The organism is Chryseobacterium mulctrae (assembly GCF_006175945.1).
Taxonomy (GTDB): Bacteria; Bacteroidota; Bacteroidia; order Flavobacteriales; family Weeksellaceae; genus Chryseobacterium; species Chryseobacterium mulctrae.
Map to the genome: position 1 here is coordinate 3872838 of NZ_VAJL01000001.1, position 12789 is coordinate 3885626.

The window sequence follows — 12789 nt, forward strand, 5'->3', positions numbered from 1 at the left end:
AAATTTTCTACAATGAAAAACCTATTCTTCATATTCATCATCAATCTTTTTCCGGCTCAGCAAAGTTGGACGCTCAAACAATGTCTTAACTACGTTTCGGCAAATCATCCTTTGGTAAAACAGGCAACAGTCAATATTCAGAAAAATGACCGACAGATTGCAGCTTCAAAAGAAATGTTGCTACCATCTGTGAATGCGGGTGTAAATCACAGCTACAGTTTGGGTTCGTCAATCAATCAGTCGAGTAATCAGAGAGAAACACTTAATACACAATACGATCAGGTGATTGCTCAGGCAAACATTGAATTGTTTAACTGGAAAAATTATTTAAATATTTCATTATCAAAACTCAATAAAAATGCGACCACATATAAACTTAAACAGGCTCAGAATGAAGTAAAACTTAATGTAATTCAGAATTTTTTCACGTATCAGAACAGTAAAAGCTGGTTGGAGGTTTTAGAAACACAGATCGCAGGGATTGAAGAACAGATCAAACGCACTGAAAAAGAAGTGGAAATAGGAAGCCGTTCAAAAAGTGATATTTATGATATTAAAGCCAACTTAGGAACTTTACAGGAACAATGGGTTTCGGCAAAAAACCAACGAGATCTGGCAAAAATAAACCTTCTGAATGCACTGAATATTATACAGGATTCTATAGATTTTGTGATGGATGATAATGAATCTTTAGTTCAGGAAGATTTTAACACTACTGATTTTACCAATAAATTAATAGAAAATAATCCGGCTTATAAAACTGTGATTGCAGAAATTAAAGCGCAGGAAAAAAATATAGATATTGAAAAATCGTACTATCTTCCAACATTGACCGGAAACTACAGTTGGTCAACTTTTTATAATAAATCTTTAGGTAGCAATGCTCTTTCCAGTGCAAGTTTTTCTGATCAGTTTAGTCAGAATAAAAACCAGTCGATTTCTTTTGGTTTGAATATTCCAATTTTTAATAAATTCCAAATTAAAAATAATGTAGAAATAGCAAAATTGAATGTGATTAATTCCAACTACAGCAAAGATTTAATCATTAATGATTTAACAAAATCGATCAATTCTATAAAAGCTCAGTTTCTGAATGCGCAGGAAAAATACAGTCTTTTGGAACTGAATTTCGAAAATCAAAAACTGTCTTTTCAGAAATCTGAAGAAAAATATAAAGAAGGTTTAATGGATGCTTATACATTTTTTGTGGTGAGAAATAACTGGCTTCAGGCGAACTATAATTTAATAAGCAGCAAAAATGATGTCAATCAACAAGTAGAATTATTGAAGGTTCTTCAATCTGAATTTTAACATTCTGAAAATAATTTTTCGCTGATTTTTTATCTATTGTAAGCTCAACCTTGTCAAGGTTAATAATTCGCATATTTATTAACCTTGACAAGGTTTTTTTTGAAATATTTTTAAAGAAAATGAGTACTACGTTTGTTGCTTTGTAAGCTTTTGAATTTCTCTTTTTTCATCATTTCTTTTGATACTTTTGCGGTAAAAAAGATTCTTTTTTTTTTAATCATGACAATAATTTGATGTTTTCAGATAAAATTTCAATGCTTTTATCCATTTCTGTCAGATTTAAATTTCCAAAACCCAGTCTCATTGCCGTAAGATTTTTGTTCTGATAAAGCAGGGTTTTAGGAATGAAAAGATTGTTTTGAGCACAGTTTCTACTGAGTTGCATTAGATTTACATGGGTTTTCCATTTCATCCAAACCGCTAAACCTCCCGAAGGTTTTTGAAAATCAATATATTCTCCCAAATTTTGTTCTAAAAGAGAGACAAAATAATCTCTTCTTTCCTGATAAGTTTTTAATGATTTTTTTAAATATCGGTTAATTTCACCTTCAGCAATCATTTCTCCCAAAACGTGTTCCATCAGAACGTCACCTTGACGGTCTATAATTCCCAAATATTTTCGCATTTCGATCATCAGATTTTCAGGAGCAACGATGAATCCTGTTCGGAAACCGGGAACCAAAGATTTTCCGAAGGAGCCGATATAAATAACCATTCCGTTGGTGTCTGCGCTCGCCAAAGGAAGAATGGGGCTTTTGTCATAATGAAAATCATAATCGTAATCATCTTCTAAAATGATAAAACCAAATTCATTCGCAAGATTGAGTAGCTCTAATCTTCGTTTTGCACTCAAGGTAACTGTAGTAGGATAGTGGTGATGGGGCGTAAGATAAAGCATTCTTATTTTCTGCTTTTTACAAGCTTCTCTTACTTCTTCTACATTAATTCCTTCTTCATCAATCGAAATAGACTGGATGTTTACTCCTGCTTTTTGAAAGATCATGTTGACTGAGAAATAACTTAATTCTCCGACCAAAACAACATCTCCTGCCGAAAGTAAAATTTCAGAAACAATATAAATACTCATTTCCGTACTGCGTGTTATCAAAAGATTGTTTTTCGAAATCGGTAAACCTCTAGATACATTTAAAAGCTGCGAAAGATTTTTTTTGAAAAATTCACTTCCATCCTGATTGTATTGTCCTATTTTATGAGCTTTTCTTTTTAAAATAGAACTGTAAATTCTGGAATGATGATCAATTTGCGTTAAACGGATATCAGGAACTCCATCGTTGAAAATGTATTCACAATCAGAATACTCAAACGGATTATCTAAAATGTTTGAAGTTTTAAAAGAAAAACCTGTCGATTTGGGGTAGTGTTCAAGGTTGTTCTTCTCAAAATCTTTAATTTGAAATGGTTTTTCCTGATTTTTTCCAATCACAAAAGTTCCTTTATTGGGAAGACTTTCTACCCAGCCTTGTGCAAACAATTCATCATAAGCAGCAACAATTGTATTTCTATGAACATTCAAAATAATGCTTAAAGCTCTTGTACCAGGAAGTTTTATGCCAAAAGGGAGAACACCTCTTTGTATAGCATTGATCAATTGATTAGAGATCTGCATGTAGATAGAAATCTCTGAATTTCTATTGATTAAAATAAAACTCTCATAAGGAAACTCAACCGGACTATTCATGATATTAAAACTGGCACTATCTAACCATCCGGTAATATACTACTTTTGAAACAAAATAAAAACAAATGGAATTTTATAATCTTATTGATAAGATCGTAAGCGATAATAAAGCTCATTCAAAATGGCTCAATACGCTGTCTTTTATGGAGAATGCGGGAGCGAGAAAAATTTCTGCTTGCGAACATCCTACAAACGTAAATTTAATTCAACTTAAACATGCATGTGAAGAGCATCGTCATGCGTATTACCTCAAAAAACAGATTGGGAAAATCAATGCAGAATGGTGTAAAACTTATGAAAGTAACGAGCTTTTAGCACCGATTGCAACAGGACAATATCTTCACGCTTTGGATGTGAAAGCGTGTAAATATCTTCATGCTCATTTCGATTTAACAAAAGAAGAACTAAAATATGCGGCTTATCTTTTCGTGACGTATGCAATTGAAGTTCGTGCCGATGAATTATATCCTGTATATCAGGAAGTTCTTACCAAAACCAATTCAAAAGTAATGGTGAAATCTATTATACTGGAAGAAGAAGGGCATTTGGAAGAAATGATCCATCAATTGGATAAATTTTCTGAGAACTGGAAACCACACGCAGAAAAAATTATAGAAATTGAAAAAGATTTACATATTCATTGGGTTAATGCAATAACTGAGGAAGTGATGAAACCTGATTATGCTTAATCGTCTTCGTTATTTTCAGGAAGCTCTGGATAAAAGAAAAGAAGATCAAACCTTAAGAATATTAAAACCCAAATCTGAAGGTATCGATTTTTATTCTAACGATTATTTGGGATTGGCAAGAAATGAAGAGTTACAAAATTTATTGTTAAAACAGATTAATGAGAATCCTCATTTGCTTTCAGGAAGTACCGGTTCGAGATTGATTAGCGGAAACAGTAAGGAAGTCATCGAAACAGAAAAATTTATTTCTAAAGAACATAAAAGTTCATCTTCATTGCTTTTTTCTTCCGGATACAATGCCAATTTAGCTTTATTTTCTACGCTTCCGAACCGTCATGATACAATTATTGTTGATGAAAAAATCCACCGATCCGTACATGATGCCTGTAAAATGTCGCATGCTAAAAAATTGAAATTTAAGCATAATGATATTGGTGATTTAGAACAGGTTTTAAAAAGACAAAAAGGAAATTGTTACGTTGCAATAGAGAGTCTGTACTCAATGGATGGAGATTTTGCGCCAATTCGTGAAATTGCAGAAGTTGCTAAAAAATACAAAGCTTTTTTGATTATAGATGAAGCTCATGCTTTTGGTGTTTTCGGATATGGTTTGATTGAAAAATATCAATTGCAAACAATGGTTTTGGCAACGGTAATTACTTACGGAAAAGCGCTTGGTTCACATGGTGCAGCAATTTTATGTGATGAGGTTATCAAATCTTATCTTGTGAATTTTGCATCATCATTTATTTACACAACTGCAGCTCAGGATATTCAATGGAGAAGTATAAGAACTGGGTATGAATTTTTAAAAACAAACAAAAATCCATCTTGCAGTTTACAGCAAAACATCAAAGTTTTTCATCAGCAAAATATAAGAACTCCGTCTTCAGAAAACAGTCCGATTCAGGCAGTTTTAATATCGGATAATCACTGTTTGAAAGATTTACAGGAAACTTTATTGAATGAGGGATTTTTAACCTATGCTGTTTTTAGTCCAACTGTAAAACAGGGAACAGAAAGACTGAGAATCTGCCTTCACAGCTTCAACACAGAAGAGGAAATTATTGGTTTGACTACAATTATTAAGGGGTTTATTTAATGTGAAAAACAACATCATTTTTGTCATTCCGAAGGAATCTAAGCAAAGAATTTATTTTTAATAGTTGAGATTTCAGCGGAATGGTCAATCAGAGGGATAAAATATGGATACAAAAAAAGAAAAATTAGAAATACAAAACTTACAACAAAAAAAACTTTTCGTTACAGGCATCGGAACCGAAGTCGGAAAAACTGTTTGTTCATCAATACTCACAAAATATTTTAAAGCCGACTACTGGAAACCCATTCAGTCTGGAGATTTACATTTTTCAGACAGTATGAAAATTAAAGAATGGGTCGGTGAAAATGTGGTCATTTACCCTGAAACATATAGATTACAACTTGCGGCGTCACCTCATCAGTCGGCTTTGGAAGAAGGAATTTTAATTAACAGTAATGATTTTAAACTTCCTGAAACTCAAAATAATTTAATTGTAGAAGGAGCAGGAGGATTGATGGTTCCAATTTCTGATGATGAATTCATTATTGATGTAATTGAAAAACTAAACCTTCCCGTTGCTTTGGTTGTGAGGAATTATTTAGGATGCATCAATCATACTTTATTATCACTGATGACTTTAGAACAAAAAAATATCAAGTTGGAATATTTGATTTTAAATGGAGGGTTCCCAGAAGATACAGAAAGAATAATCTGTAAAAATATTCAAAAGGAAATTAAAATTATAAGAATTCCTGACATAGAAAAAATAACAAAAGAAAATATAGAACGTATTACAAAACAATTAGAAAAAATATGATAGATAAAACAAAATTGAGAAATGATTGGACAAAAAAAGAAATTGAAGAAATCTACAATCTTCCTCTTCTTGAATTGATTTATAAAGCAGCAACCGTTCACAGAGAATGGCACAATCCGGAAGAGGTACAAATGTCAACTCTTTTATCAATAAAAACAGGCGGTTGCGTAGAAGATTGTTCGTATTGCGGACAGGCTGCACGTTATCACACCAATATTAAAGTTCAGGCATTATTGCCAACTGAAAAAGTAATCGAACATGCTCAAAAAGCAAAAGACAACGGCTCTTCTCGTTTCTGTATGGCTGCAGCTTGGCGAGAAGTACGAAACAACCGTGATTTTGATCGCGTAATTGATATGGTGAAAGGTGTAAATGAACTTGGATTGGAGGTTTGTTGTACCCTCGGAATGTTGACAGAAGAACAGGCTGTTCGTCTTGAGCAAGCTGGTTTGTATGCTTATAATCACAATTTGGACACTTCAGAGCAATATTATGAAGAAATTATTTCCACAAGAACTTTTGATAATAGAATTAATACCATCAACAACGTGAGAAAAGCTGGAATTACAGTTTGTTCAGGCGGAATTATCGGTTTGGGGGAAACACATGCAGACAGAATTTCAATGTTGTTGACATTATCAACGATGCCAAAACATCCCGAGTCTGTTCCAATTAATGCTTTGGCAAGAGTTGCAGGAACACCTCTTGAAAATAATGAAAAAACTGACACTTGGGAAATGGTAAGAATGATTGCTACCGCAAGAATTGTAATGCCTTCATCGATGGTTCGTCTGAGCGCGGGAAGAATTGAAATGACGGAATTCGAACAAGGTTGGTGTTTTATGGCAGGAGCAAACTCAATTTTTACAGGGGAAAGAGAAACTTTGTTGGTAACACCAAATCCGGGAGTTTCTGAAGATATGCAAATGCTGCAGACTTTAGGATTGAAACCGATGAAAAGACAATCTGAAAAAGTAATGGATCAATTTGAAACCTGGAAGGCTAACTTCTAGTTTCTAATCTCTAATTTCTAAAATTTATGAATTTACAAGAGCGAGACAAGGCTGTCAATTGGCATCCTTATACGCAAATGAAAACTGCAGATGATGCTATTCCGATCGTTAAAGGAAAAGGAGTTTACCTTTTTGATGATAAAGGAAATAAATACATTGACGCCGTTTCTTCATGGTGGGTGACGCTTCACGGTCATGCGCATCCTTACATTGCACAACGAGTTTCTGAACAGTTAAATACTTTAGAGCAGGTTATTTTTGCGGGTTTTACCCATGAACCGGCGATTGAGCTTTCTGAAAATTTACTAAAACTTCTTCCTCAAAATCAGCAGAAAGTTTTCTATTCTGATAACGGATCGACCGCTGTGGAAGTTGCTTTGAAAATGTGTATTCAGCATGCTTACAACCAGGGAAAAGAAAAGACAAAAATTTTAGCATTTAAAAACGCTTATCACGGCGATACTTTCGGGGCAATGTCGGTGAGCGGAAGAAGTGTTTGGACGAAACCTTTCGGAGAAATGTTATTTGAAGTCATTTTTATTGATACTCCTACTTCTGAAAATATTGAAGATCTCAAAGCCCAAATTTCAACGTATCAGGATGAAGTCGTTTGCTTTATTTACGAACCCCTCATTCAGGGAGCTGCAGGAATGCTGATGTACAATGCTGAAGATCTGAATGAATTGATGAAATTTTGCAGATCAAAGGAAATTCTAATGATTCAAGATGAGGTTTTTACCGGCTTTGGAAGAACAGGGAAATTGTTTGCAGCTAATTATCTTTCAGAAAAGCCAGATATTATGTGTTTTTCTAAAGGTTTGACGGGCGGAACGATGCCTATGGGAATTACAACTTGTTCAAATGAGATTTACAATGCTTTTTTGTCTGATGATAAATATAAAACGTTGTTTCACGGGCATTCTTTTACAGCAAATCCGTTAGCTTGTACTGCAGCTTTGGCAAGTATGGAGCTTTTATTAAATGACGAAACTCAACAAAATATTCAGCGAATTTCGGGGCAACATTTTAGTTTTTCAAAAGTTGTAAAAGAACATCCGAAAGTTGAAAACGTACGACAAACCGGGACTATTTTAGCCTGGGAAATTAAAAATGATCATAAAACTTCTTATTTTAATGAGATAGGAAAAAAAGTGTATGATGAATTTCTGTCGAGGGGAATTGTTATGCGTCCGTTAGGAAATGTGATGTATTTAGTTCCGCCTTATTGTATCAGTGCAGAAGAATTAAATTTTATTTATGAGAATATTTTAGAAGTACTAAATTATTTTTAGAACCTTGACTGTATTGGTTGAGGCTTATTTTTTTATCTCTGTAAATACCTTTTAACAGAGGTTGACAAGGAATCTGTTACATAGTACCATTATATACTATAATTTTATATTAAATATTATCTAACTCTTATCACACTCAAACCCAATCTAAACACTTTAATCGGGAAAATTGGAAAAAAAAATACGTCAAGTTTTGTCGTAATGCTCATTTACTTTTGTAAGAATAACATATTTATCAAAATTTATCCAATAATTGTGATATTTGTTAAAAAAAGTTAAATTAGCAAAAAAGTAATAATTAAAAAAAACAAATCATGAAAAAGCTCTACATGAGTGCATTTCTAGTATGCACAACTGCTGTATCTTATGCTCAGAATGTGGTATGGCAGAAAGATATTAAATCCTCTACACAGGATTTTCTCTCACAAGTCACCACAACAGTGGATCAGCAATATCTTATTACAGGAAGCTCGATTCAATCTAAAAAAATCACTTCCGAAAACAAACAAAACAACGGTTACGATTTTCATCTCATAAAACTTAATCAACAAGGAGAAGAAGTCTGGGAAAAGTATTTCTCAGGACAGAATCATGACTTTTTATCGGCAACGGTTGCTACCCAAGAAGGCGGTTTTCTTCTGGCGGGAACTTCTTATTCAGGAAAAGGTTTAGATAAAAAAGATGCTTCTAAAGGAGGATCGGATATCTGGCTGATCAGAATTAACGAATTCGGGGATGAGCTGTGGCAGAAAACTTTGGGAACAGCTCAGGATGAAGAAGCAAGATCAGTGATTCAAACCGCAGACTTTGGTTTTATGGTGGCTGGAAATATTCAGAATACAGCCAACGGGTTCGGATCGAAAGATGTAACGGTAACAAGACTTGATAAAAACGGAAAAGTACTTTCAGAATTAATTGTAGGCGGAAGAGGTCTGGATGAAGTAGAAAAAATGATTCCTACACCTGACGGAGGCGCTTTATTGGGTATTTACTCGAGAAGTAATTCAACAACAGGAAATAAAACAGTAAAAAGTGATGATAAAGAAAACTCTGTTACTACACAATTTACTGCAAAAACTACAGAAAACTTTGGAGAAGGTGATTATTGGGTCATCAAACTAAGCAAAGACAACAAAGTAGAATGGGAAAAGAATTTCGGAGGTAAAGGCGATGATCATTTGAGAACCATGGCTTTTACTTCTTCGGGATATATTATTGGCGGAGAATCAAGATCTGAAAAATCAGGAAACAAAACCGTTGGCATTGAAGAAGGAACAGATGTCTGGTTGATCTCTTTAAATACAAAAGGTGAAGAACAGTGGCAGAAATCTTACAACTTTAAGAACCGAGATATTCTGATGGGAATGAATGTAATAAGCACAGGAGATGGGAAGAACTCTAAAGGAGTTTTACTCGGAGGTTACACTCAGGCTGAAGGAAGAATTGAAGCAGATGATGAGACATTCTGGATGCTTTATATCGACAATGACGGGAATGAACAGTGGCGAAAGCACGTAAAAGGTGAATCTAGAAAGAAAGAGGAAAGGCTTTCTGACCTGAGAATGAATAAAGACGGTTCAATTGTTTTGGCAGGAACAAGTGCTGAAGAATTAGGTAAAGAGAATTGGAAGATAGTAAAGCTTGGAGATCAACAGATTGACCAACTGATCGAGAAACAGAATATGAAGATCTATCCGAATCCTGTTTCAGATTATTGTTATGTCGAAATCGGATTTGAATTCAAAGAAGCAGATATTATTCTTTATGATATGGGCGGAAGACAGCTTCAGAGCTTAAAAACAAAGAATAAAGTAACTAAAATTAATACGCAGAATTTGATTCAGGGAGCGTATCTGATTGTAATAAAAACCGATACTGAAAAAACTGCGAATGCTAAATTGATTAAGAAATAACAAGATGAGAAAAAATATTAATAAAGCTTTATGGGTTATAGCGATGGGAATTTCTGTAGGAAGCTTCAATGCACAGGGAATCCAAAACTTTGAGACCTTTGGCGGAAATTTTTTCCCCCAAAGCCCTAATGCAACACCATTTGCCATTGCAGGGAAATATCCTGTTAATATGTATAAAGGAGTTCCTGTAATTGATATCCCCTTATTTAATACCAACAACTTTAGTGCTTCTCTAAGCTATAATGTAAAATCAGTAAAACCATCAACTATTCCAACGTGGGTAGGTTTAGGCTGGAATCTGGAAATTGGAGGCTCAGTTACCCGAATTGTAAACAGTGGGGTTGATGAAGTATATGTAAGTGGAGTAACTCCAAACAACAGATATTCTTATTTGGATAACTATAGTACTTTAGACAATCCCAATTGGGACAGTCTTCCGGCCCTGCAAAGTTATTATAATTCTAACTTACAATTTATCCTACAGGCAGAACCTAACTCAGTGCCGGATCCTGATGAGTTTATCATTAACATCGGTGGACTTACAGGAAGTTTTTATATGAATGAAAAAGGTAAATGGATTGGTAGAACCCGTGATGGAAGAACATTAAAAATTGATCATCAATATAAATTTGATTTTGTATTAGCTGAAAAAACTATTTTAGGATCAAGCTACGCAGGAAATAAAACACACACGCTAAAAAGAACGTTGTATGGATTTATAATTAGTACAGATGATGGAACAAAATACATTTTTGGACTAGATGATAAAGCAGTGGAGTTTTCATCAACTCCAAGTACTGTAGATGTAGCCTACAATTCCCATATAGTTCCTTCATCATGGAATGTTAATGAAATTATTTACCCTAGTGGAAAGAAGATTAAGTTTACCTATGAGAGAGACGATAGAAGTGTTTTTGTCTCAAACAGATCTGGAAACAGGTCGTATTATACACAGGGCTTAACCTCAGGAGATGTAGGTAATTCTGCTTCGTCAGGAAGTTTATCTGCACTGCAATCTAATCGGCTAAATAATGTCTTTCTGAAAAAGGTAGAGGGGGAAGATTTTGTAATTAATCTTACGCGGTCATTAGCAAATCAAAAGGAATATGAGCAGTTTGATGTCCCTACCAATCAATGGTCACCACCTTATACTCATCATATATCAAGCTATTATATGCATAAGCATTGGTATAAATTAGATAATATTAATATTACTGATAAGGCAGGGAGGATTATTAAAAATATAGTATTTAATTATAATAATGATCCTACAGATAGGCTTTTACTCAATAACGTTTCTATTAATAACATTGAAAATTACAGTTTTCAATATAATTCCCAGAAACTACCAAAACACATTTCTGATGCAACGGACCATTGGGGATATTATAATGGAACGAGTTTTTTTGATTCGGGTATTAATTTAAATGTACCGCAGGATCAAATGAAAAATATACTTTTAAATACGTATCCCAATTATAAACTTCCTAATCTTAACTTAACAAAGGCTCAGACCCTCGAAAAAATAACCTATCCTACTGGAGGTAACACAACGTTTGAATACGAGCTAAATGATTATTCAAAATATGGAGATAAAGATGTTAATGAAACTTATTTGAAAATAATACCTACGGGATCAAATCAATTTGCAGGGGGATTAAGGATAAAAAAAATCAAGTCTTGCAATGAAAATAATAACTGTATTAACAAAACATATTCTTATTTAAATGATGATGGGGTAAGTTCCAGTGGCATTCTTCCATATAAACCGGTTTATCTCTTGGAGGGTAGTGATCCGGCATACAATTTAAGCTTTTGGGAATTTAATTATAATTCTTATCAGTCATTAAATAGTGAAGACAACTCAATATTATATAGTAAAATTACTGAAGTTGATGACAATGGAGGTAAAAAAGAAACCTACTTCACAAATATAGATCAAGCTGATTATAAGGACAAATCAGGAAACAGATATTATGGATGGGTTGTTGCTCCATTATTTAAACAACTTCCATATCTGTCATTTTCATTAATGAGAGGTAAGCCTTTAAAAGAAATTGTCTATTCAAATACTAATAAAATTTCAGAAATCAATTATACCTATACTAAACAGACAGATTATCTGAAAGCTTATACTTTTAACTCAAAACAATTTGGGCAAACGCAATCAGCAGGACCGTACACGCAAGTAGGCGGTGTTTCTTACGGAGCTTTATTAGATGCATTTTTGGTCAATTTCAATACCAGTTTTTTAAGTCAGAAGAAGACGGTGTATGATAATATAGAAACTATTGAGAATATTGATTACAACTATACATATAACGTTCCTACGCAAAAAACGATTACAAGTTCCGGTAATATAGATACAACAAACTATGGCTATGCCTGGAACAATAATAATCAACTGATGCTAAATGCTCATATGGTAGGAATTCCTTTGATTGAAGAAATAAAATCAAACGGAAAAACAAATTCAAAGGTTGAAACAATATATCCTTCTTCGATACCTACAGCTCAAACAGGAAATTTGGTATTACCTACTGCAGTACTGTCTTATGATCTTCAAAATCCTACAGTTTCTTCTACGGAAGTTACTTATGATCAATACGACTCTAAAGGCAATATTTTGCAGTACACAACAAAAGACGGTGTTGTAACATCGATTATCTGGGGTTACAATTCTACCCAGCCCATCGCAAAAGTAACAGGTGTATCATATTCTGTAGCAAGCGCATTGGCAGCAGATATTATTTCGGCTTCAAATGGTGATATTGATGCGGGTACTGAGCAGACTTTAATAGGTAAATTAGATATTTTCAGAAAAGAGTCGGCATTACAAAATGCGCAAATATCTACTTATACGTATGATCCATTGATTGGAGTAACAAGCATTACTCCGCCTTCAGGAATCAGAGAGATTTATAAATACGATTCTGCCAACAGGTTAGAAAGTATCAAAGATATTAATGGCAAACTGTTAAAAGAATTCAAGTACAACTACAAACACTAAAAC

General features: G+C 33.8%; 9 protein-coding genes. 8 read left to right on the plus strand and 1 reads right to left on the minus strand.

Annotated features, from left to right (window positions below; translation table 11 throughout):
- The first annotated feature begins 12 nt into the window (after positions 1-12).
- Positions 13-1311 carry a TolC family protein gene (locus tag FDY99_RS17970; RefSeq protein WP_139423137.1) on the plus strand — a complete coding sequence of 433 codons (1299 nt, stop codon included), beginning with the start codon at positions 13-15 and terminating at the stop codon, positions 1309-1311.
- A gap of 217 nt (positions 1312-1528) precedes the next feature.
- Here FDY99_RS17970 and FDY99_RS17975 read toward each other — a convergent pair whose 3' ends face one another.
- Positions 1529-3010: an aminotransferase-like domain-containing protein gene (locus tag FDY99_RS17975; protein WP_139423138.1), complete on the minus strand. Its 1482-nt coding sequence runs from the start codon at positions 3008-3010 to the stop codon at positions 1529-1531.
- A gap of 65 nt (positions 3011-3075) precedes the next feature.
- On the opposite strand from FDY99_RS17975, the gene FDY99_RS17980 reads away from it, so the two are divergent.
- The 7 genes from FDY99_RS17980 (at position 3076) to FDY99_RS18010 (ending at position 12786) form a co-directional block, all read left to right on the plus strand.
- A complete protein-coding gene (locus tag FDY99_RS17980; RefSeq protein WP_139423139.1) occupies positions 3076-3699 on the plus strand; it encodes a hypothetical protein in 624 nt (207 codons plus the stop codon).
- The gene (locus FDY99_RS17985) at positions 3692-4801 is read left to right on the plus strand and encodes an aminotransferase class I/II-fold pyridoxal phosphate-dependent enzyme (protein ID WP_139423140.1); all 1110 of its coding nucleotides are present in this window, start codon (positions 3692-3694) and stop codon (positions 4799-4801) included. The genes FDY99_RS17980 and FDY99_RS17985 overlap by 8 nt, the downstream gene beginning before the upstream one ends.
- A 103-nt stretch (positions 4802-4904) precedes the next feature.
- Positions 4905-5558: a dethiobiotin synthase gene (bioD, locus tag FDY99_RS17990; RefSeq protein WP_139423141.1), complete on the plus strand. Its 654-nt coding sequence runs from the start codon at positions 4905-4907 to the stop codon at positions 5556-5558.
- Entirely contained in the window at positions 5555-6571 is a 1017-nt protein-coding gene (bioB, locus tag FDY99_RS17995; protein ID WP_139423142.1) for a biotin synthase BioB, read from the plus strand. The genes bioD and bioB overlap by 4 nt, the downstream gene beginning before the upstream one ends.
- 26 nt (positions 6572-6597) lie before the next feature.
- Positions 6598-7863 carry an adenosylmethionine--8-amino-7-oxononanoate transaminase gene (gene bioA / locus FDY99_RS18000; protein ID WP_139423143.1) on the plus strand — a complete coding sequence of 422 codons (1266 nt, stop codon included), beginning with the start codon at positions 6598-6600 and terminating at the stop codon, positions 7861-7863.
- A 314-nt stretch (positions 7864-8177) separates the two neighbouring features.
- On the plus strand, positions 8178-9776 hold the full coding sequence (locus tag FDY99_RS18005) for a T9SS type A sorting domain-containing protein (protein ID WP_139423144.1): 1599 nt from the start codon (positions 8178-8180) through the stop codon (positions 9774-9776).
- 4 nt (positions 9777-9780) lie between these two features.
- The gene (locus FDY99_RS18010) at positions 9781-12786 is read left to right on the plus strand and encodes a hypothetical protein (protein ID WP_139423145.1); all 3006 of its coding nucleotides are present in this window, start codon (positions 9781-9783) and stop codon (positions 12784-12786) included.
- Positions 12787-12789: the final 3 nt, after the last annotated feature.

Bases quoted from the DNA above. Each gene is read 5' to 3' on its own strand.
- FDY99_RS17970 (WP_139423137.1), top strand. From the start codon at position 13: ATGAAAAACCTATTCTTCATATTCATCATCAATCTTTTTCCGGCTCAG.
- bioB (WP_139423142.1), top strand. From the start codon at position 5,555: ATGATAGATAAAACAAAATTGAGAAATGATTGGACAAAAAAAGAAATT.
- bioD (WP_139423141.1), top strand. From the start codon at position 4,905: ATGGATACAAAAAAAGAAAAATTAGAAATACAAAACTTACAACAAAAA.
- bioA (WP_139423143.1), top strand. From the start codon at position 6,598: ATGAATTTACAAGAGCGAGACAAGGCTGTCAATTGGCATCCTTATACG.
- FDY99_RS17975 (WP_139423138.1), bottom strand. From the start codon at position 3,010: ATGAATAGTCCGGTTGAGTTTCCTTATGAGAGTTTTATTTTAATCAAT.
- FDY99_RS18010 (WP_139423145.1), top strand. From the start codon at position 9,781: ATGAGAAAAAATATTAATAAAGCTTTATGGGTTATAGCGATGGGAATT.
- FDY99_RS18005 (WP_139423144.1), top strand. From the start codon at position 8,178: ATGAAAAAGCTCTACATGAGTGCATTTCTAGTATGCACAACTGCTGTA.
- FDY99_RS17985 (WP_139423140.1), top strand. From the start codon at position 3,692: ATGCTTAATCGTCTTCGTTATTTTCAGGAAGCTCTGGATAAAAGAAAA.
- FDY99_RS17980 (WP_139423139.1), top strand. From the start codon at position 3,076: ATGGAATTTTATAATCTTATTGATAAGATCGTAAGCGATAATAAAGCT.